Source organism: Paraburkholderia phymatum STM815 (genome assembly GCF_000020045.1).
Lineage (GTDB): Bacteria > Pseudomonadota > Gammaproteobacteria > Burkholderiales > Burkholderiaceae > Paraburkholderia > Paraburkholderia phymatum.
The window spans coordinates 1,207,584-1,227,495 of record NC_010622.1 but is presented as its reverse complement, the minus strand read 5'-3'; the positions used below and the strand labels follow the sequence as shown (position 1 = coordinate 1,227,495).

Genomic DNA, 19,912 nt, shown 5'->3' with positions numbered 1-19,912 from the left:
TCATTCACTGCTGACACCGTCACGAAGAAATCCGCGCTCATGTTGAATCTTCACGTTCCCGGAGCCTTGACCTGAGTCAATCTGATGGGGCGTCGACCGGGTAGGGTAAATCGCATACGAACGCGGCAAAGCCTGTTTTGCCATCGGCAGCGGTGTGACGGATGAAGTGGTTCCACACAAGGCAACGCGCAATGCACATGAAATCGCCGCGTATCCGTTCCCTGGAGCATTGACCTGAATCAAGCCGCTGAATGCTCGCTTGCGTATCGTCAATGGCATATGGCGGTGACAACGCCCCTGAGTTGCGTGTGGCTTCGAGCCAATGTTTTACCGGAGTATGAAGTGATTCTACGGTTCTTCGCGATGGCGAAGAGACACAGCTTGCTGGTCGTCGCCTCGCTAGCGCTTCTGCTGTCAACCAGTGCGAACGCTGCGTTTCATCACACGCCTCAAGCCGGTCTGCCTGACTCGGGGGCGAGCGCGATGGCCTCGCCGACGTCCCGAGGGAGCAGCCTGGACGATGCGCTGAGTCAAAACGGAATCGTTCCTGGCTCCGGCAAAGCGCGGATGCTGACGGCATGGTTCGACATGATCTTGCGAGATCCCGTCATTGCGACACGCTTTCCCGGTGGTGCGCGATCGCTCCAGGAAGTCTTTTTCGACGAAGGCAAACGGGAAGCGCTGATGTCGAGCGGACTTGCGCGCCTGACCCCGAACGAGCGCCTGGATTACTTGCAACTCTTCATCCGCCTGCTAGACGAATTGGTTCCCGTGAATTGTTTTGGTCTTGTCGATATGCGCTCAGTGATGAACCGTATCACGCTGGCCCAAATGTCCGATGCAGATGCCGCGCTTTATCTGCGACTGATTTATAGAGTGTTGGTGAGTAGTGGCTCCGACATTCCCGTCCGGCTTCCCACGCAAGAGGAATATGAAGCGGCCGTCGAGGCACTGTCCCGCGCGATCGTCATAGAACTGGATGCGGATCCCGCCAGCATGGATCGGTATGAACTGTACATGGTACATCCGTCCGAGGCGACGCCGTCCGATGTCTGTTGGACCACAAGGGTCACGTTGCACGCCGTCGCGAAGATGTCCGAAACGCAGCGGGACTTCGTGTTGCTGCCTGCTATAAGCGGGAGTGAATCTTTCAAGGACCGAGCGGCGGAGCAACCCGCAGAATCGCCGCTTCCATTTCGCAATAGAGCAACCGAAAAGGCAATACATTGAGTCGCAACGCGGGCGCAGTTAAGGCAATTCACACAGTCACTCAATCAATGACGTCTCGTTGCGAACGAAAGACTTGAAGGGCGACTACGAAAATCAGTGAGGTACGACATGGAATTCCTGCTTCTAGCCGCGATCTTTCTCACATCGAGTGGATTCCTCATTGGCGCTGCCGTGGCGCCGCCCCCGCAGGCCGCCCTGGTGCAGCCGCACGCTGCCGCGTCAGCAGAGAATGCCGCGATCACATCGCCCGGGTCGAATTTGTCGCGGCCGGATTCTGCATTCGGAAAACGGGGTGCCGAGCGCCCCGGGCAGCCGCATAAGCAGGTGGATGCCTGCGAATGGTGCGAGGGATCGATGTAGCGCGAGCGAGCAAACCAACCAGATGTGCAATCTCCGTGAGCACGGGTGCTGGTCAAGGTTCTTTATTCGCACATCGTCTTCGCCGCTTTAGTCCCAGATTGAGCTTTCGCAACCGGCGTCGAAGATTCTCGCCAGGTTGTGTGCGAATGCGCCTCATCGTTCGACGGCGACAGCGCTCTGGCAGTCAGGCACGGTACGAAATCGCCTGCCGCGTATCGACGGCCAACCGGTTACCGACGGTCTGGTTCCGCATCGAACCGGACGGGACGAACGCAGTTTGCTATCACGTAGGCCGTAGATTCGCACGAGGCGTGTGCTCTGATCTGCGCAAACGGAGGGAGAGCCATGAGCATCCAACGGTCGGTAAGATGTTGTATCAACATTGCCGTCCTGTCGTTGTCGATGGCGGCGGCAGTGCACACCTATGGTCAGGATCAGCCTTCTCTTGCTTCGGAATCGCAACAATTCTCCGGCACCAGTGTGACCAGGACGAGGGCAATCGTCTTCGAGATCGATGCGCAGCGCAATAGCGTTACTCTCGTTCAGGAAAATGGTGAACCCGTGGACGTCGTCGTGGATCGGTCGGTAGGCGATGTGACTTCGCTGAAGACGGGCGATGCGGTCGCGATCACATACAGCCGGGCGCTTCTGCTTCGCGCGGTGACGACCTCTCCGAATGGTATTCGAGAACGGATCGATCGTGGATTTAGCACCGCTCAATCTGTAGGCTCCTCACTCGAGGTCCATCGGGTCGAAGCAGTGGCGACTGTCGAAAAAATCGATTACTCAAAGCGCCAGTTGACGCTGCGTGGTCCAACCAGAACAGTGACGTTGGAAGCGTCATCCGGCGGTCTTTTGAATGGGCTCAATGTAGGCGACAGTGTGCGTGTCGATTTCGTCGAGGCCACGGCGATTCGAATCTCTCGCGATGGCGTTCCGCTGCAGTGATTGACGGGCTGATCCGGTTGCGCTTCCCGCTGAAGCATTCCGCCGGAAACGGCCACATACACGCTTCCTGTAATCACGGATCGAGCAAACATGACGTGGATCAATTTGCATAGTGCGTCCGCTCTTACGATGGGTCTCAGGTCGAAAATGAATGTGTGATTGTCGACCCAAGTATATGCGGAGCCGTCGAGTTGGCGGCCGGGTCAATTGTGAGTAGAAGGGCACCGAATCATGAGTCACTATCTGGGCCTGGGACCGAAGAGGACCGATGATGCCGTCCCTTCCGCTGACGATATTCTGCGGGATACCCAGAATTTTTCGCTGGTTCTGGGAGGGCCGCTCTTTCAGCTTCTGCGCCGCACGCACATGGCTGACGATGCACTGGAGTTGGTACGCCAGCGTGTTCTCGTGATCACGCTGGTGGCCTGGCTGCCTTTACTGGTGCTCGCAGCACTTGACGGGCATCTGCTCGATCACAGCGTGGCCGTGCCGTTCCTGCTGGATCTTGAAGTTCATATCCGCTTCCTTGTTGCTGTGCCGGTATTGATCATCGCCGAGCTAATCGTGCATCGCCGTCTGCGCCCGATCGCACGTGCGTTCGTTGATCGGAAGATCATTCCTGACGTCTCCGTAATGCGGTTCGATGAGGCGATCAGGTCGGCGTTCCGTCTGCGTAATTCAGTCGCTGGAGAACTCCTTCTGATTGCCTTGGTGTACGGCGTTGGTGTTCTCGTCGTCTGGCGCCAATACACCGCACTGCAAGCGACATCGACATGGTATGCAACCCCCGGCGCTGGCGGCCTGACGCTCTCGCTCGCCGGATTCTGGTACGGCTACGTCAGCGTGCCGATATTCCAATTCCTGTTGATCCGATGGTACTTCCGGTTGTTTATCTGGATGAGGTTTCTCTGGCAGGTATCGCGTATCGAGTTGAGCCTGGTTCCCACTCATCCCGATCGTGTCGGTGGCCTTGGGTTTCTCGCCAACACGGTCTATGCATTCATGGCTCTCCTGGTCGCGCACGGTGCGATGCTGGCGGCTCAATTCGCGAACCGCATCTTCTTCGCGGGGGCCGCACTGACGGAGTTCAAGGTGGAGACGGGCGCAATGGTTGTTTTTCTGCTGTGCCTGGTGTTTGGCCCATTGCTGGTCTTCGCGCCGCAGTTGGCCCAGGCGAAGCGGCGGGGGCTGAGTGAATACGGAGCGCTGGCGCAACGGTACGTGCGCGAATTCGACGACAAATGGCTGCGTGGCGGCGCCTCTACCGGCGAAGCCCTCGTGGGGAGTGGCGACATCCAGTCGCTCGCAGATCTGGCGAACAGCTTCGACGTAGTTCGCAACATGCGCATCGTGCCGATAACCCGGGATGCCATCGTGCGCCTTGCGGCCGCAGTTCTTGTGCCGATCCTGCCGCTGGCGCTCACCATGATGTCGGCGGAAGAACTCCTGAAGAAACTGTTCGGACTGTTTTTTTAGGCTTCCGCGGGAATACGCGTTTGGCCAGGTCGATGGCAATGATCGTGGGTTCCATCTGGTTCTCCGTGGCGGCGGGATTGCCGAACCAGCAATGTCGCACGCCCAGATCGGGAGACTGCGGCGCCGAATGGTCCGTTAAGGCGGGAGGCGACCATTCCATCTATTTGGGACCTACAGTCATGTCGAGGCCAGATTCAGATGTCCGCTTCCCGGCTAGATAGAGATGTCCGGGTTTAAGGGGTTCAGGGTTTGCTTTTCATGGGTTAAAGATCACGCAGTGTCGAAGGATGGTGTTTGAATGGGCAGCGCGCTTACGTCCGTTCCCCTGTCCCTTGCAGACCTCCGGCCAGGTTTGTGATGTTGCGGTTGCATCTGTCTTTGCTGGGCAAGATCCACGATCGCATGTTCGACGTCGGCCTGTGTGAACTCGCGTTGCTTCTTCTTGCCTGACATCCGACTTTGGACTTTGGTTGAAGCGCCCAGATGCGTGCGGGAAGGTGCCTTTCCGATGCGGCTGTTATCGCGTTGCGCCTGAAGCGCCTGCGAGACCTGCAACACGTGGGCGAGCCGTTTGTGTTCGACAATCGCACCCTGATCGATCTCAGCCAGCCGGTCATACTGTCTGCACGCCAGAATTCGGCCGTCCATCCTGAGCTCGATACGCCCATCCGGGTACTCCCAGACCTCGACATACCGATCGATCAGCTTCCGGTTCTCCGGTGTGTCATCCAGCAGATACATCACGCGGTCATATTGCACGGTCAACGACTTTGTCACCTTGCGCGTCTCGCGCCACGTCATCACCAACTCAAGGCTCTCATCAGCGCGCAGCGGCCGGTGTGCGTCAAAATCGCTCTTCGGGGGCTTGGCGAACCGGGCGTTATAAGCGGCCATGAAGATCGGGGCGTACGCATTGGCTTCGGCCACCGTGTTGATGCCGCGCAGCCTCAGTTCCTTGACGAGCCGGTCCTGCAGCGTCTGGTGTGCGCGCTCGACGCGGCCCTTGGCCGGGCTGCTGTTCGCGCAAAATGTGTCGATGTTCAGTTCGTACATTGCACGTCCAAAGTGGGTCACGCTATTGCCATCCTTGTTCGCGCCCGTTTTGCGAAACACGCTGTACTTGTCGCTATAGAGCGCGCCGGGTTTGCCATGGCGCTCGATGTATGCGCGCGTAGCTTCGAAATAACTGAAAGTTGATTCGGTCGCCGTGAAATGCAACGCCATCAGCCGGCTCGTCGCATCGTCGACATACACCAGCAGCGTGCAGGCCGGCGCCCGGTCCTCGAACCAGCGGTGGTCGCTGCCGTCGATCTGCACCAGCTCGCCCAGACACGCGCGCCGGGCCCGCGGCTGGTAGACCTTCGGCGGGCGCTGCCGGCGCGGTATCCACAGCCCGGCTTCCGTCATCAGCTTGCGTACGGTTTCCTTCGCGAGCCGGATGCCGTGACACTCGCGCAGCTTCTCGCACGCCAGGGTCGGGCCGAAATCGGCGTAGCGCTCACGGACGATGGCCAGAGCACGTTGGGCCAGTTCGCCGTCCAGTCTCCGATTCCCGGGCATACCGCGCTTGCAAGAGATCAGTCCAGCGGCGCCAGACTCGCGGTATCGGGCCACCAACCGCCGTACTTGCCTCGTCGTCAGACCCAGACGTTCGGCAGCACGCCATGGCTTGAGCCGTCCCTCCGTCACGTCCTGAATGACTTTGAATCTGTCCAGTTCCCGCATCGTCATTGTTATCCGTTCTGTCACAGCCATCGATGTCTAGAGCGCCCGAAAACGGCGGGTGGCTAGCATACGACAGCATCAAAAGCGGACATTTCTATGCGGCTAAAAGCGGACATTATCATCTGGCCGCTACAAGTCAGAACGTTGATAATTTGTATTATGTCAAATTAAGGAGCAGGCAGCAGCAAACGCGCCACCGTTTTCCGCAACCTCAATCCATTAGGGTCGCCTCAGCGAACCATCATCAGCCTCGCGCCTTATCCGCGGCCGGCGCACTGTCTGCATCGTTACTCGCACCTGGCGCAGCCGCCGCTTCATCAGCGGGCTTTGCCACAGCAGGCGCATTCTCGCCTGCCTTGGTTGTCACCGGCTTCGTCCGTCCGCCCGAACGACGTCGCGCAAATGCGGATTCCGACGCCGTGACCTTGCCCGTTTCCGCGCCCGTCAAATCGACACGCGATGCACCTTCCGTCAGGCTCGCCCAGTAGCGGCTGCCGCGGCACCAGGTACTCACGGCATCGCGAACTTCCTGCTCGGACAGCTTGAGTTCGCCCGCCTGTGCGAGCAGATCGTCGAGAATGCCGATCTTCAGCGCCACCTTCGGCGCAGGATTCTTCGGAAACGCCAGCGGATACCGCTTTTGCAACCTGCCGATGGTATGGACGACCGGATCGACGGGATTCTGCTGCTTCGGTGCCTGACGTGCGGGTGCCGGCTTCCGGTCCGGCTTCGCAGCTGGCTTGCCCGCTGTGCGAGCGTCTCTGCCCTTTGTCGAGTCGTTTGCCTTCGCGTTCTTGCCCGGTTGGGCAGCGTGCGTGTCCGCAGCCTGCTTTTCCTTGCGCTGCGCTTTTGCCTGCTTGGCGAGTTCGTCCCTCAGCTTCGCCAGTTGTTCAAAGCCCATGTGTTCACCTTCATTGCAATGACGCAGGATTGTAGCAGCCGCTGAGCATCTTCATGCCGTCGGGCTGCCGTCGCCGTCCGCCTATCATGCGCGCCCTTGATGGCCGTTTGCTGTCGTCACGCCGGATTCGGCGCGCCATGAAGCACGATCGAACCGCCGACGCCGGTAGCGAGCACCGACCGTTGGCACACTCGGGCACATGAATACAATATGCGTGCCCGAAAAAACAAAGCGCCGCAATTGCGGCGCCCTGTCCTGCTTCACGCAAACGTCAAACCGGCTTCAACCTGACGTCAAACAGCGCTCATATGGCAAAAGCCGGCAAAAAACCGCATCAGAAGCGGTGAATGATGCCCGCTCCGACGCCGACCATGCTACGAGACGACGAAGGCGTCGAGTTGAAGCCGTCGCCGATCGTGGCCGTTGCGTTGATGATGCTGCGGCCGTTCGTGCCGAGCGTCTGGCCGTTCGCGCGCTGATAGGCCTGCAGCGCGTAGATGCCCGTGCGCTTGGACAGCGAGTAGTACTCGGACAGGTTGACCTGCGAATACGACGCGCTGCTCGAGATGCCGTTCGACTTGGTCGCGCGCGTGTATGCGTAGCCCGTCGCGAAGTCCCAGGCGGCCGTCGGCTTCCAGTGCAGCACGATGCCGCCCGAATTCCAGATCGCCAGATTGCGGTAGGACGAACCGATGCCCGGGATGTACTGCACGTTCGAATACGTCGCCGTGATGTCGAACTGGCTGTTGAACGTGTAGCCCGCGCCGACCGCGAAGCGCTGCTGCGCACGCGCCGTCTGGTAGCCGTTGGTCACGGCCGACACACCCGACTGCGCGCCGCCATTCGACGTCGCCGTGTCGGTGCCGAAGGTGCCGCCGTTCACGTTCGAGTTGTTGATCTTCGAGAAGCCGACCGCGATGCCGATGGGGCCCTGCGCGTATTGCACAGCCGTGCTCCACGTCGAACCCTGGTATGCGCTACCCGGCACGCCCGCAAACGAATACGAACCGCTGAACTTGAAGCCGTAGAGTTTCGGCGACATGTACAGCAGCGTGTTGTTTGCGCGGTAGATCGTGTCGAGACCGTCGACGTCGCCCGCGTGCGCGCCATAGAAGCCCGTGAGCCACGTCGTCGGGCTGTACGGCGACAGCAACTGGTAGTAGGACGTGTACTGGCGGCCTGCCGTCAGCGAGCCGTAGTTGTCGTTGGTCACGCCGACGAACGCCTGGCGGCTGAACATCAGGTTGTTCGTCGCCATCGCGCCGTTGGCGGCGCTGAAACCCTCTTCCAGCGTGAAGATGGCCTTCGTGCCGCCGCCCAGATCTTCCGCGCCCTTCAGGCCGAAGCGGCTGCCCGCCCACACGCCCGTGACCATCTTGACGGCCGAGTGGCCGCCCGAGGTCGAACCGAGCGTCGTCGAGCTCGACTGATAACCGATACCGTTATCGACGATGCCGTACAGCGTCACGCTGTTCTGCGCGAAGGCGGGCATCGCGGCCAGCACGGCTGCGCAAGCCAGCGCGAGCTTGACTTCGGGGTAACGTCTTTTCATCTCCTGATCCCTTTCTGTTTGAGTGTTATGGCGATGCAGCGCATCGCTTTGCCGGCGAACGGACAAAGAAAGACCGTCGCCGCCAGTGCTGCGTGGTTATTGCGTATTGCTGAAAAGCTGAAGGTAAGGCGGGGAAAACCTGGGTACACCCTGGTACTGCGCGGATTGCTACTGGAAATCACCTGTCAGCGCCCCGCGCAATCTCAGTTCTTTGCATCTAGCCATGCTTGCGCTGCGCTTGAGCGGCGAGCCTGACAGGTGCGTTTACTGCACCGTATCCGTCGTAGCCGCCCTTGCGCTGCACGACCTCCAGGAAGAAGCGTCCGTCCATCTGCTCGGTGTACACATGGAAGAATTCGCCGCCCTGCGCATCCCGGTCATAGAGCACGTGAGCGTCTTTCATCCTGGCAATCATGTCGTCGGCGAAATCGTATCGCGCTTCAAGGTCATCGTAATAGTTCAACGGTATTCGTAATAGCCGAACGTCGCGTGCGCGCAACTGTTCGACGGCCGCGAAGATGTCGTCAGTGACAAACGCCACATGATTCAGGCCAGAACCGCGATATATATGCAGCGATTGCGCCGTCGACGTACGCCCGTCCACGGAAGCATTGAGAACGATCCGCACCGATCCGTCGGCACTGCGCACCGCACGGCTGCGCACCAGTCCATAAGGATCGGGAAGCAACCAGGCCGATTCGGCTTCAAAGCCGAACACTGCCTTGAAATACAGCACCCACGTGTCGAGCGTATCGGCGGGCAAGTCGAGGCAGACGTGATCGATACGCGTCAGATCGCCCGGCCCGGCTGGCTGCCCGTTGGCTTGCGCGTCGAGCACGAAATCGGCTTCGTAAAGCGTTGGCTCGTCGGGGCGCGCGTCGACGAAGTAATGCAGGCTGCCGTCCGGTGCACGCACACCGGGCACGACGCGCTCGTTGGGACCGACACGGCCCGAAAACGGTGCGTAGCCGAACGACGTCGCGCGTTCGAAAACACGCGCGGCATCGTCGACCTGAAACGCAGACGCGCAAAGCGACAAACCGTGCCGATGAAAAAACTCGCTCGCGAATGAATCCGTCTCCGCGTTCAGCACGATCGACGCATCGCCTTGCTGATATAGCGTCACGTCCTTCGAGCGATGCTTGCCCGCCGTGTGAAATCCCGCTTCGGCAAAGCGTTGCGCAAGACGCGGCGCGCTGGTCGAATCGACGGCGAACTCAATGAACTGAAAGCCCGAATGCGCGGGCGGCGCAGGCGGCGTGAACAGCGGCTGCGCGCTCTGCCCCGTGCGCTGATGCGCCGCCTGCTCTTCGAGGTACAGCAGCGAGCGATAGCCGTCTGCGGCGGTCGCCGCCGTCGGCGCGGCGCGGAAGCCGTCGTTGAAGATCTCCAGCGAAAAGGGGCCCTGATAGCCCGTCGCCAGTACCCGGTCCGCGAAGCGGGCGACATCGAGGTCGCCCTGCCCCGGAAAGCACCGGTAATGACGGCTCCATTCGAGAACGTCCATCTTGTGCAGCGGCGCATCGGCGATCTGCACGAACACAATCCGATCGCCCGGAATGTCGGCAATGGGATCGACAGGATCGTCGATCGACAGCGTATGGAAGCTGTCCAGTATCAGCCCGAGGCTCGGATGATTGACGGCATCGACGAGCCGCCACGCGTGGCGATACGAATTCACATACTTGCCCCACGCGAGGGCTTCGAAGCCGACCCGCACACCTTCGCGTTCGGCGAGCGATGCAAGCTCGCCGAGCTGATCGACGATCAGTGCATCGTCCGCAATCACGTTTGCGTTGACGTTGCTGCACACGAGCACCAGATCGGTGCCGAGTTCGTGCATCAGATCAAACTTGCGTTTTGCGCGGTTAAGGTTCTGCGCAAGCCGCTCCTTCGAGACGCCTTCGAAATCGCGGAACGGCTGGAACAGCATGATCTGCAGACCGAGATCGGCGCAACGCTTGCGGATATCTGCTGGCGAGCCGTCGAAATACAGCAGATCGTTTTCGAAGATCTCGACGCCATCGAAACCCGCCGCGCGAATCGCAGCGAGCTTCTCGACGAGCGTGCCGCTAACCGACACAGTGGCAATGGAGCGGAGCATGGTATGGCTCGAAGGAGAAAGCGGACTGGGTGCGCGTCACGCAGCGGGCCTGAGCGCCAACATTTCGCGGGCCTGTTTCGCGGTCGCCACGGGGCGGCCGTACTGGCCGCACAGATCCGCGACGCGCTGCACGAGCTGCGCGTTGCTTTTCGCCAGCGTGTCCTTGTCCCAGCGCACGTTGTCTTCCAGACCCGTGCGGCAATGGCCGCCCATTTCGAGGGTCCAGTGATTCACTTCGAGCTGGTGACGGCCGATACCCGCCGCGGTCCACGTTGCCGTTGGCAGCAGTTTCTTCAGTTGTTCGACTTCGAATTCGAGAATCTCGCGGCGCGCTGGCAGCGCGTTCTTCACGCCCATCACGAACTGCACGTGCACAGGCTCTTTCAGCAAGCCCTGCTGCACGAGATCGACGGTGCTGTACAGCATGGCCAGATCGAAGATTTCGATTTCGGGTTTCACATCATGATCGAGCATCGTCTGCGCGAGCATGCGCACGAAATCGGGGGGATTCTCGTAGACGGTAGTCGGGAAGTTCACCGAGCCCGTCGCGAGCGACGCCATGTCGGGACGCAGGTCGAGCATCGCGCCGCGCTGCTCGAACGAACGGCCGCGGCCGCCCGTCGAGAACTGGACGATGATGTCGGGGCAATGTTTGCGAATGCCCTCCTGCAACGCCGCGAAGCTGTTGCGGTCGGAGCTCGAGCGCTCCTCCTCGTCGCGCACGTGCAGATGCACGAGCGTTGCGCCCGCTTCGTACGCTTCATGCGTGCTCTCGACCTGCTCGGGCACCGAGATCGGCACGGCCGGATTGTCCTTCTTGCGCGGCACGGAGCCCGTGATCGCGACGGAGATGATGCAAGGCTGATTCGTGGCGTGACTCATGGCGGAACCTTCTTCGATGAAACCTTCTTGCAGGGGCGATGCATTCGCTATTCCCGTCGATTCGGCGCAAGCTCGGCCCGAGCCGTCGAGGTGGCTCAAGAATAGGCAAGCAGGCATCGGCGGGCAATGCTCCCGGACGCAATAACGTTCGTTAATCGCACAGTGTTGTGCGATTAACGCGCGGTTCGCGGGTTTGCACCAGGCTGGGTGTGGCAGTGCGCACGCCGTGCGGACACCGTTTCGCGCGACGCTGCGTGGCGCCGGCACGATGGTCTGTCACAGTCCGACGCGCCGCGCCGCGTGCAACTCGCGGGACGGCACGGCACTGCGTGAGCGATAATCGCGCATATCGATACGTTATCCGCGCAGATCAGAGGGTGATTGCCATGAACCGACCGCCATTGGACAAACGCGACTGGATCGCGGGTCTCGAAAAAGGGCTCGCGATCCTCGAGTCGTTCGACAGCGAACACGCGCGCCTCACGCCGAGCCAGGCCGCGCAGCTCACGGGCATGACTCGCACGGCTGCGCGCCGCTATCTGCTGACGCTCGAGCATCTCGGCTACGTGCAAGGCGACGGCAAGCTCTACGGGCTTACGCCGCGGGTGCTGCGCGTCGGCTGGTCGTATTTCGATTCGGCGCGTCTGCCGAAGACCGTTCAGCCCTATCTGCAGCAACTGAGCGCAACGATCGGCGAATCCGTCTATGTAAGCGTGCTCGACGACTGGGAACTGGTGTTCATCGCGCGTAACGGCACCTCCCGCGTGATGACGACGGGCTTCGTGCTCGGCGCGCGTGTGCCCGCTCCGCTCACCTCGCCCGGCGTCGTGCTGCTCGCCTATCACCGTAATCAGGAGGCAATGCAGGCCTGGCTCAACGATACGTCGCTCGCACCGTTCACGCCGCATACGCTGACCAACAGAACAGGTCTGCTCGAAAAGATCCGCCGCGCGCAGGCGGACGGTTACGCGGTGATCGAGCAGCAACTCGATATCGGCGTGCGCGGCGTCGCGGTGCCGATGAAGAACCGTCATGGCGAGGTGGTCGCCGCGCTCAGCACCAACATGCCGATGGGCAAGGAGACGACGGAAGCGGCCCTCACGCGCGTGTTGCGGCCGCTGCAGGAGTCGGCACTTTCGATGCTCAACGTCCTATAGTGAAGTGCAGGGATAGCGACGTGGGAGCGAGTCATGCATCGCCCGTTTGCGGATCGCGCTGACGCGGGCCGCGCGCTCGCGGCACATCTGCAGCACTACGCACGACGCAACGACGTCGTCGTGCTCGGCTTGCCGCGCGGCGGCGTCCCCGTGGCGTATGAGGTCGCATGCGCGCTCGACGCGCCGCTCGATGTACTGGTCGTGCGCAAGCTTGGCGTGCCGTGGCAACGCGAACTCGCGATGGGTGCGATCGCGTCGGGCGACGCGTTGTATGTGAATGAAGAACTGCTGCGCGAGACGGACGTCGGCCAGCCCGAATTCGAGCGCGTGCTAGCGGAGGAAAAGGCGCAGCTTGCGCGACGCGAAGCACTGTTTCGCGACCCGCAGCGCGCGCATGTCGACGTGGCGAACCGTATCGCGATCGTCGTCGACGATGGACTCGCGACGGGCGCCTCGATGACCGCGGCCGCGCGCGCATTGCGCACACGCGCACCCGTGAAGATCGTCGCCGCGCTGCCCGTTGCACCTTACGATGCGCAGGCGCGCATCGGCAGCGACGTCGATGAATTCGTCTGCGTGCTGACGCCGGAACATTTCTTCAGCGTCAGCCAGTTCTATTCCGACTTCAGCGAAACCACCGACGACGATGTGCGCGCAATACTCGCTCGCGCATCGTCGGCCAGCGGGTCCCCTTCGTCGTGAAGGCGCGGGCGCGCGTGCCCGCGCACCCGCAGCGCGACGGCGCATGGAGGCGCCGTCGCCGCCGCTGGCATTGCTTTCAGGCAGCCGCTGCCGTCAGATGCAGCGGCAGATAGCTTTGCAGGAAGTCTTCGAAATCCGCGCGCACTTCGGGATGACGCAGCGCGAATTCCACCGTCGCTTTCAGGTAGCCCAGCTTGCTGCCGCAATCGAAACGCGTACCGAAGTAGCGATAGGCGAGCACCTGCTCTTCCGTCAGCAGCGATTGCAGCGCATCCGTCAGTTGCAGTTCGCCGCCTGCGCCCGGCTTCAGCGCGCGGATGTGCTTGAAGATGGTCGGCATCAGCACGTAGCGGCCAACCACGCCGAGATTCGACGGGGCCTTGTCGGGCGCCGGCTTTTCGACGATGCCGGACAGCTTGATCACGTCCTCTTCCCACTCCTTGCCGTCGACGACGCCGTACGAACGGCTCGCTTCGCGCGCGATCGTTTCGACGCCGACCACCGAGCTGTGATAGTGATTGAACGTGTCGACGAGCTGCTTCATCACGGGCTTTTCGCTGTGCAGCAGGTCGTCCGCGAGAATCACGGCGAACGGGCTGCCGCCGACCAGTTTTTCCGCGCACAGCACGGCATGACCGAGACCCAGCGCTTCCGCCTGGCGCACATAGAAGCAGTCGACGTTCGACGGCTTGATGCTGCGCACGAGATCCAGCAACTGTTCCTTGCCGCGTGCTTCGAGTTCGGCTTCGATCTCATAGGACTTGTCGAAGTGATCTTCGATGGCCCGCTTGCTGCGGCCCGTGACGAAGATCATTTCGGTGATGCCCGCTGCGATTGCTTCTTCGACTGCGTACTGGATCAGCGGCTTGTCGACGATGGGCAGCATTTCCTTCGGGCTCGCCTTCGTGGCAGGCAGAAAACGTGTGCCGAGACCCGCAACAGGAAAGACGGCTTTGGTGACTTTCAGCATGGTATGCATTTCCACTCGGTTGGATTGAATGTATGCAATCGCCGTGAAAGGCGGCGCATTGTCGTGCTGCAAAAGCCTAACGCAAAATCACTCGAAATTTTGCGCAGTGCGTCATCGAAAGTAATTCAAATTGTTCGATTGACGGTCATCTGTTCCGATATCGGCGGTGCATGCGGAAACAACGACGCGATGCTTTGTGTGCACCCGTGATTGCACCGCGTAATTCTTTCCCGATGCGGCACGACGAGCGTCGCTTATTCGTGTTCCTCGAATTGCGGCAGCCTTTCCGGATTCATACGGATGCGGCTGATCGGCTCGTTACGCAGCGCCTCGCGATATGCCGACACGGCAACGAGGAGCAGTAGTACGGCGACGCCGGCGATCAAATGCAGGTTCATCACTTCACCCCTGTCAAAGTTTTCCCCGCATCAACGTAGCATGAAAAAAACGTCAAATAATCCCATCCGGTACGAACCCGCATTATTCGCGGGGCATGAAATAAAACTGCAATAGGGCATGCAGACCCTTTCAATCATTTCTTGCCGATTTTTTGCGCGCTCATTCGCCTACCATTCGCCTACGATATGCACGCGGACGCGCGGCCCGCCTGCCAAGCCGTGCGCCCATTCATTCATTCATCAACGAACAAGGACCGCGTATGAGCGAAACCGCACTGGACGCCACCGGCTCGTCCCTGTCCTTCGCAGCGGCGGCGCGCAGCGCAACAAACGTCGCCGACAAGGAACACGTCATCGACGCGATGCGCGGATTCGCCGCGCTGCTGGTGGCGTATTTTCATTGCCGCCAGGTCGAATGGATCGGCATGCAGAGCTTTCATCGCGTCGCCGGCAAGTCGCTCGATCTGAACACGATCGTCGCGTACCTTACCTTGCCAATTGCATGGGGCTCCGCAGGCGTGCCGATTTTTTTCGTCATCAGCGGCTATTGCATACATCGCAGCGCGGCGCAGCGCCTCGCGGCGTTCCCCGACTATCGGCTCGACGCGATGAACTTCTGGGCGCGTCGCCTCGCGCGCATTTATCCCGTGCTCATCGCCGCCCTGCTGCTCACGCTGGCGCTCGACTGGACGAGCCTGCAGTTTCCGCCCGTCAATCACAAGATTCTCGACATCGGCCCCCGGGCCTTCCTCGTCAACCTGTTCTCGCTGCAAGGCGTAGCCGGCAAGACCTATGGCTCCAACGGCGCGCTGTGGACACTGTCGCTCGAAGTGCAGTTCTATGCCGTGTATCCGCTGCTTTTTGCGTTGCGCCGGCGCCTCGGCCTGCCTGTCGTGCTGGGTCTGGTTGCCCTCGTCAATCTCGCATCCTTCTTCGTGTTCGAACGCCGCGACCTGCAGTTCTTCACCTCGTTCTGGCTCTCGTGGACGCTTGGCGCATGGATCGCCGAAGCGCAGGTCACGCGGGTCAAACACGACGCGCGGGACAGCCGCATGTCGTGGCCGATGGTCGGTGCGGCGGCATTGCTGACGGCGCTGGGCTGCGTCGCGTTTCACTTCGGCCAGTTCTACGCGTTCCAGTTGTGGGCGCTCGGCTTCGCGTGCTACCTGAACGAAGCGCTCAAGAGCCGTCGACATAACGACACACCCGCGATCCGGCTGCTGTCGCGCTTCGGCGATTTCAGCTTCTCGCTGTATTCGATCCATCTGCCTGTCTTCGTATTGCTGTCGACGCTGCTGTATCGCTCGGCGCTGCAAATGTCGATCTTTCCGACCTTCGCTTTCATGCTCGTCGCGCTTGCCGTAGCATGGGTCTTCTATCGCTGCATCGAACTGCCGGCGATGAAGTGGTCCGCCAGTCTCAAGCCTGCAGGTGCGAAACGGCTGCGATAACGGTACAGGCAGTTCAGGCGGTTGCGGCAAAAAGAAAGGCCGGCGCGATACAGATCGCACCGGCCTTTTTCCTTCCTGGTCAGCTTGCGAGCTTCTTGCGCCCGCCCGCCACGTTCGCGAGAATCCGCTCGACGCCTTCGACATACGCCTGAGTGCCGAACTTGCGCACGGCCGTCTGATAGCCGCGCGCGACGAGCCGGTCGCGCAGGGCCTGATCCGAGCGCAGTTCGGCGAGCGTATCGGCGAGCGCGTGCGCGTCGCCCGGCGTGCACATCACGCCGTTCACGCCATCGTCGATGATCTCCGTCACGCCGCCCGCGCGCGACGCCACCACGGGCCGCTGCGCGAGCATCCCTTCGACGATCACACGACCGAACGGCTCTGGCGTGATCGACGTATGCGCGACCACATCGACGGCGCACATGCACGCGGCCACGTCGTCCTGAAAGCCGAGGAAATGCACGCGCGCTTCAAGTCCATGCGCCGCGACGAACGCATGCAGCATCGCTTCATAGGCGTCTTCGCCAAAGAGCGGTGCGCCCACCAGCACGGCATGCATGTGCGGATTGAGCACCATCGCTTCGAGCAGCACATGCTGCCCCTTCCATTGCGCGAGACGGCTGAACGAGCCGACGAGGAACGCATCCTGCGGCAGGTCCAGCCGCGTGCGCAGCACGCTTTGCGGCACATCGCGCAGCGCGTTGAACGGTGCGCTGGAAATGCCGTTGAACACGACGTCGATGCGCTTGTCGCCGAACTGCGTGAGGTCCGCAAATGCGCGCGCCGACGCGGCCGAATTGGCGATCACATGCGCAAGGCCCAGTTTCGCGCACCACTTGATGATCGCGAGCTGCTTGCTGCCGAAGTGCTCGGGGCTCACGATATCGCGCAGATGCCAGACCACCGGGCGTCGTGCGAGGCGGCCGGCGAGCGCGCCGATCACCATCGCGCGCTGCGTGTTCGCGTAGATCACGTCGCTCTGGCGGGCACGCGCGACCGTCGCGCGCACGAGCGACGCCACGCCCTTCACCGCTTTGGCCAGCGGCGGCGTGCCGCCCTGCTTGCGAATGTCGCGTGTCGCGCCGGGATCGAGCACGTCGACGGCGACGCCTTCGCGACGCAGCGCGGCGTGGAACGGGCCATCGTCGAACAGCAGCACCTGCACGCGCGCCTTGAGCGCCTTCACGATTTCCAGCAGCGAGAGCTCGGCGCCGCCCAGCACGCCGCTCTGATCGATCGCGAGCACGCGCAGCGCGCTCGATGACCGCTCCTGTTCGCTGCGGCGGGCGGGCGGTTCGTCCGACGGCAGCGTCGCATCGCGCAATGCGGGCACCGTCTCGCGCACGAAGCCGAAAAAGCGCTCGCGGAAATGGCGGATCGAGAAGCGCTCGGCATTCGCGCGGCAGTCGGCGGGTTTGAAGCGGGTCGGGTCGCTGGCGAAATGCTCCACGGCATCGATGATCGAGTCGGTGGTCTGCTCGCTGAAGAAAATGCCGGTGGGATGCGATTCATACGGGTCGCGCACGGTTTCGAGCGCTCCGCCCTTGCCGTACGCGATGACGGGTGTGCCGCAGGCCTGCGCTTCCACCACCGAAATGCCGAAATCTTCTTCCGCGGCGAACACGAACGCCTTCGCGCGACGCATGTGATCGCGCAGCACGTCGAACTTCTGATAGCCCATAATCTGCACGTTGGGCGTCGCTTTCTCGCGCACCTTCTGCATGTCGGGACCGTCGCCGATCACCACGAGCCTGCGCTCGGGCATACGGGCGAACGCCTCGACAATCAGATCGATCTTCTTGTACGGCACCATGCGCGATGCCGTCAGATAGAAGTCTTCCTTGGCTTCGCACAGCGCGAACGCCTCGACATCCACGGGCGGAAAGATCACTTCGGATTCGCGTTGATATACCTTGCGGATGCGGCGCGAAATGAACTCGGAGTTTGCGACGAACGTATCGACGGAATTCGACGTGCGGATATCCCAGTTGCGCATGTAATGCAGGATCACGCGCGCGAACGCGGACTTCGGTCCGCGCGTGAGCGCCGACTGCTGCAGATACTGATGCTGCAGATCCCACGCGTAGCGGATGGGCGAATGCACATAGCTGATATGCACCTGGTCCGGTCCCGTGAGCACGCCCTTCGCGACGGCATGGCTGCTCGAAATCACAACGTCGTAGGCGGACACGTCGAGCTGTTCGATCGCGAGCGGCATCAGCGGCAGATAGGCGCGGTACTTCGTGCGCGCCATCGGCAGGTTCTGGATGAACGAGGTCGTCACGGGCTTGCCGCGCAGGAACGAGCGGTCGTCGAGAAAGTCGACGAGGCTGAACAGGTCGGCGTCCGGAAAGCACGCGACGATCTGTTCGAGCACCCGCTCGGCGCCCGCGTAGGTGACGAGCCAGTCGTGAACGATGGCGACGCGCACGGGGCCGGTGCTGCGTGCGCCGCGCCGTTGCGCGGGCGGCTTCGAGACGGGCGTGGCCGTGTTGAGATCGTGGCCTGCATCGCGCTTCACGGGCGTGGGGCGCAGCAGGTCTTCTTCAACGATATCGTGGTTCATGCGCTATTCCTCGGATTGAGTCGCACCTTCAGGCGCGCAAGCAGCGAGCGCGCAAGATCGCGCAATGCGGGGGTCATCGTGAGCGACCATGCGAGGTTCGCGCTCACGACGAGGGCGCCCGCGGCCATGGCCATCGGCAGGCTGGACAGCCAGGTGGCGAGCCACAGCGTGCCCGCCAGGAAAGCGAGGTGCGCGCCCATGTCGAGCACGATCGGGCGCGCGTGAATCGCGGACAGGCGCAACAGCACGACGTAATCGAACAGCCCGCGCGCCGCGACGACGACGGCCGCGCCCGTGAGGCCGAAATGCGCGATGCCGAACCACAGCGCGAGCGCGAAGAACGGCAGCTCGAACAGGCCGAGACGCGCGGCGGAGGCGGGGTTGAGCTGCGATTGAATGAGGATGCGTGCGAGGTTGGCCTGGCCGACGAGCCACACGGAGATGATCAGGATGCGGCCGACGGGCCCTGCCGCGTCGGCCACCTCGCTGCCCACCCATGCGTGAAGGAACGGTTCGAGCACGATGATCGCGACGAGCGCGACAGGCGTGAACACGCCGTTCAGGAACTCGAGCGATTGCCGCATGATCAGGTCGGCATCGTCGCGGGCGACGGCGGACAGACGCGGAAACAGCGTGCGCTGCATCGCCGTGGGCACGATGTTCAGACGCGTGACGAGGTTCTGCGGCACCGTGTAATACGTGACGAAGCGCGCGCCGAGACTCGTGCCGAGCATCACGCGGTCGAGCGATTCTGCGACCATGCCCGTGATGCTCGCAATCAGCATCCAGCCGCCGAAACTGAACAGACCCTTCGCCACCGCGAATTGCGGCGCGCGGATATGACGGATGCCGAGCACGCTCAACGCGGAGCGTCCGAGTAGAACCGCCGCGAGCAGACGCGCGACGACGGCGGCCGCGAGCACGTTCTGCAACGTCGGCCCCATCATCCAGGCGGCCGCGAGCGGCAACAGCTGGAACAGGAAGGTGCCGAGCGTCTGGTTCGTGTTGTAGATGCCGAAGCGTTCCGCGCCGTTAATCGCGCCCGCGAACACCCATGAGACGTTCGCCAGCGGAATCGCCGCCGCGAGCCACGGCAGCGCCATATAGACCTCGTGCTGCAGTTCGGGCGATACCTTCGAGAAGTACGCGGTGTACAGCGCTGCGCCGAAGTAGATCACGAGGCCGCCGACGATGCCCGTCGTCAGGTTCAGCCACGTCGCGCTCCAGAACACCTGCTCGCAGGCGTTGGCGTCGTTCGACGCGCGCGCCTTCGAGATGTGGTTCTGCGCGGCCATGCTCATACCGAGATCGAGGATGCTGAAGTAGCCGATCAGCGTCCAGACGAGACTGATCACGCCATAGCGCTCGACGCCCAGCAGCTTGATGTACGACGGCACCGTGACGAGCGAAACAAACGTCGGCAACACCAGTCCGATCAGGTTGATCACTACGTTCTTGAGGATGCCTTTGTCCATCGGAGTCCTTTTGAG

The 19,912-nt window shown here is 61.7% G+C and carries 16 protein-coding genes; 7 read left to right on the top strand and 9 right to left on the bottom strand.

The window, feature by feature from the left end; all coding sequences use genetic code 11:
• Positions 1-342 precede the first annotated feature (342 nt).
• From BPHY_RS05515 to BPHY_RS05500, 4 genes are all read left to right on the top strand, one after another.
• Positions 343-1,230: a hypothetical protein gene (locus BPHY_RS05515; RefSeq protein ID WP_012400490.1), complete on the top strand. Its 888-nt coding sequence runs from the start codon at positions 343-345 to the stop codon at positions 1,228-1,230.
• A 108-nt stretch (positions 1,231-1,338) separates the two neighbouring features.
• Positions 1,339-1,590 (top strand): hypothetical protein, encoded by a 252-nt coding sequence (locus tag BPHY_RS05510; RefSeq protein WP_041763324.1) that lies wholly within the window; start codon positions 1,339-1,341, stop codon positions 1,588-1,590.
• Positions 1,591-1,935: 345 nt separating this feature from the next.
• Positions 1,936-2,538, top strand: a complete 603-nt coding sequence (locus BPHY_RS05505; protein WP_012400489.1) for a hypothetical protein — start codon at positions 1,936-1,938, stop codon at positions 2,536-2,538.
• A 231-nt stretch (positions 2,539-2,769) separates the two neighbouring features.
• The gene (locus BPHY_RS05500; RefSeq protein WP_012400488.1) at positions 2,770-4,014 is read left to right on the top strand and encodes a hypothetical protein; all 1,245 of its coding nucleotides are present in this window, start codon (positions 2,770-2,772) and stop codon (positions 4,012-4,014) included.
• A gap of 270 nt (positions 4,015-4,284) precedes the next feature.
• On the opposite strand, the gene BPHY_RS05495 is transcribed toward BPHY_RS05500, so the two are convergent.
• The 5 genes from BPHY_RS05495 to BPHY_RS05475 all read right to left on the bottom strand — a co-directional run bounded on the left by BPHY_RS05495 (position 4,285) and on the right by BPHY_RS05475 (position 11,178).
• Positions 4,285-5,769, bottom strand: coding sequence for an ISNCY family transposase (locus tag BPHY_RS05495; RefSeq protein WP_012400487.1), 1,485 nt, complete (start codon positions 5,767-5,769; stop codon positions 4,285-4,287).
• Positions 5,770-5,983: 214 nt separating this feature from the next.
• Entirely contained in the window at positions 5,984-6,640 is a 657-nt protein-coding gene (locus BPHY_RS05490) for a ProQ/FinO family protein (protein WP_012400486.1), read from the bottom strand.
• Between the two features lie 334 nt (positions 6,641-6,974).
• The gene (locus BPHY_RS05485) at positions 6,975-8,192 is read right to left on the bottom strand and encodes a porin (RefSeq protein ID WP_012400485.1); all 1,218 of its coding nucleotides are present in this window, start codon (positions 8,190-8,192) and stop codon (positions 6,975-6,977) included.
• A gap of 217 nt (positions 8,193-8,409) precedes the next feature.
• Complete coding sequence (locus BPHY_RS05480; RefSeq protein WP_012400484.1) at positions 8,410-10,296, bottom strand: bifunctional sugar phosphate isomerase/epimerase/4-hydroxyphenylpyruvate dioxygenase family protein; 1,887 nt, start codon at positions 10,294-10,296, stop codon at positions 8,410-8,412.
• Positions 10,297-10,332: 36 nt separating this feature from the next.
• The gene (locus BPHY_RS05475; protein ID WP_012400483.1) at positions 10,333-11,178 is read right to left on the bottom strand and encodes a BKACE family enzyme; all 846 of its coding nucleotides are present in this window, start codon (positions 11,176-11,178) and stop codon (positions 10,333-10,335) included.
• A 386-nt stretch (positions 11,179-11,564) separates the two neighbouring features.
• Between BPHY_RS05475 and BPHY_RS05470 the strand changes: the two genes are divergently transcribed.
• Together BPHY_RS05470 and BPHY_RS05465 are read left to right on the top strand one after the other, a co-directional pair.
• The gene (locus BPHY_RS05470; protein WP_012400482.1) at positions 11,565-12,335 is read left to right on the top strand and encodes an IclR family transcriptional regulator domain-containing protein; all 771 of its coding nucleotides are present in this window, start codon (positions 11,565-11,567) and stop codon (positions 12,333-12,335) included.
• Between the two features lie 33 nt (positions 12,336-12,368).
• The gene (locus BPHY_RS05465) at positions 12,369-13,037 is read left to right on the top strand and encodes a phosphoribosyltransferase (protein ID WP_012400481.1); all 669 of its coding nucleotides are present in this window, start codon (positions 12,369-12,371) and stop codon (positions 13,035-13,037) included.
• A gap of 76 nt (positions 13,038-13,113) precedes the next feature.
• On the opposite strand, the gene galU is transcribed toward BPHY_RS05465, so the two are convergent.
• On the bottom strand, positions 13,114-14,007 hold the full coding sequence (gene galU / locus BPHY_RS05460) for a UTP--glucose-1-phosphate uridylyltransferase GalU (protein ID WP_041763754.1): 894 nt from the start codon (positions 14,005-14,007) through the stop codon (positions 13,114-13,116).
• Between the two features lie 254 nt (positions 14,008-14,261).
• Positions 14,262-14,405 (bottom strand): hypothetical protein, encoded by a 144-nt coding sequence (locus tag BPHY_RS42470; RefSeq protein WP_167538864.1) that lies wholly within the window; start codon positions 14,403-14,405, stop codon positions 14,262-14,264.
• 260 nt (positions 14,406-14,665) lie between these two features.
• Here BPHY_RS42470 and BPHY_RS05455 point away from each other — a divergent pair, with 260 nt between their 5' ends.
• Positions 14,666-15,856, top strand: a complete 1,191-nt coding sequence (locus BPHY_RS05455; RefSeq protein WP_012400478.1) for an acyltransferase family protein — start codon at positions 14,666-14,668, stop codon at positions 15,854-15,856.
• Positions 15,857-15,935: 79 nt separating this feature from the next.
• On the opposite strand, the gene BPHY_RS05450 is transcribed toward BPHY_RS05455, so the two are convergent.
• The gene (locus tag BPHY_RS05450; RefSeq protein WP_012400477.1) at positions 15,936-18,422 is read right to left on the bottom strand and encodes a glycosyltransferase family 4 protein; all 2,487 of its coding nucleotides are present in this window, start codon (positions 18,420-18,422) and stop codon (positions 15,936-15,938) included.
• Complete coding sequence (locus tag BPHY_RS05445; RefSeq protein ID WP_012400476.1) at positions 18,419-19,897, bottom strand: oligosaccharide flippase family protein; 1,479 nt, start codon at positions 19,895-19,897, stop codon at positions 18,419-18,421. Before BPHY_RS05445 ends, BPHY_RS05450 begins: the two co-directional genes overlap by 4 nt.
• Positions 19,898-19,912 lie beyond the last annotated feature (15 nt).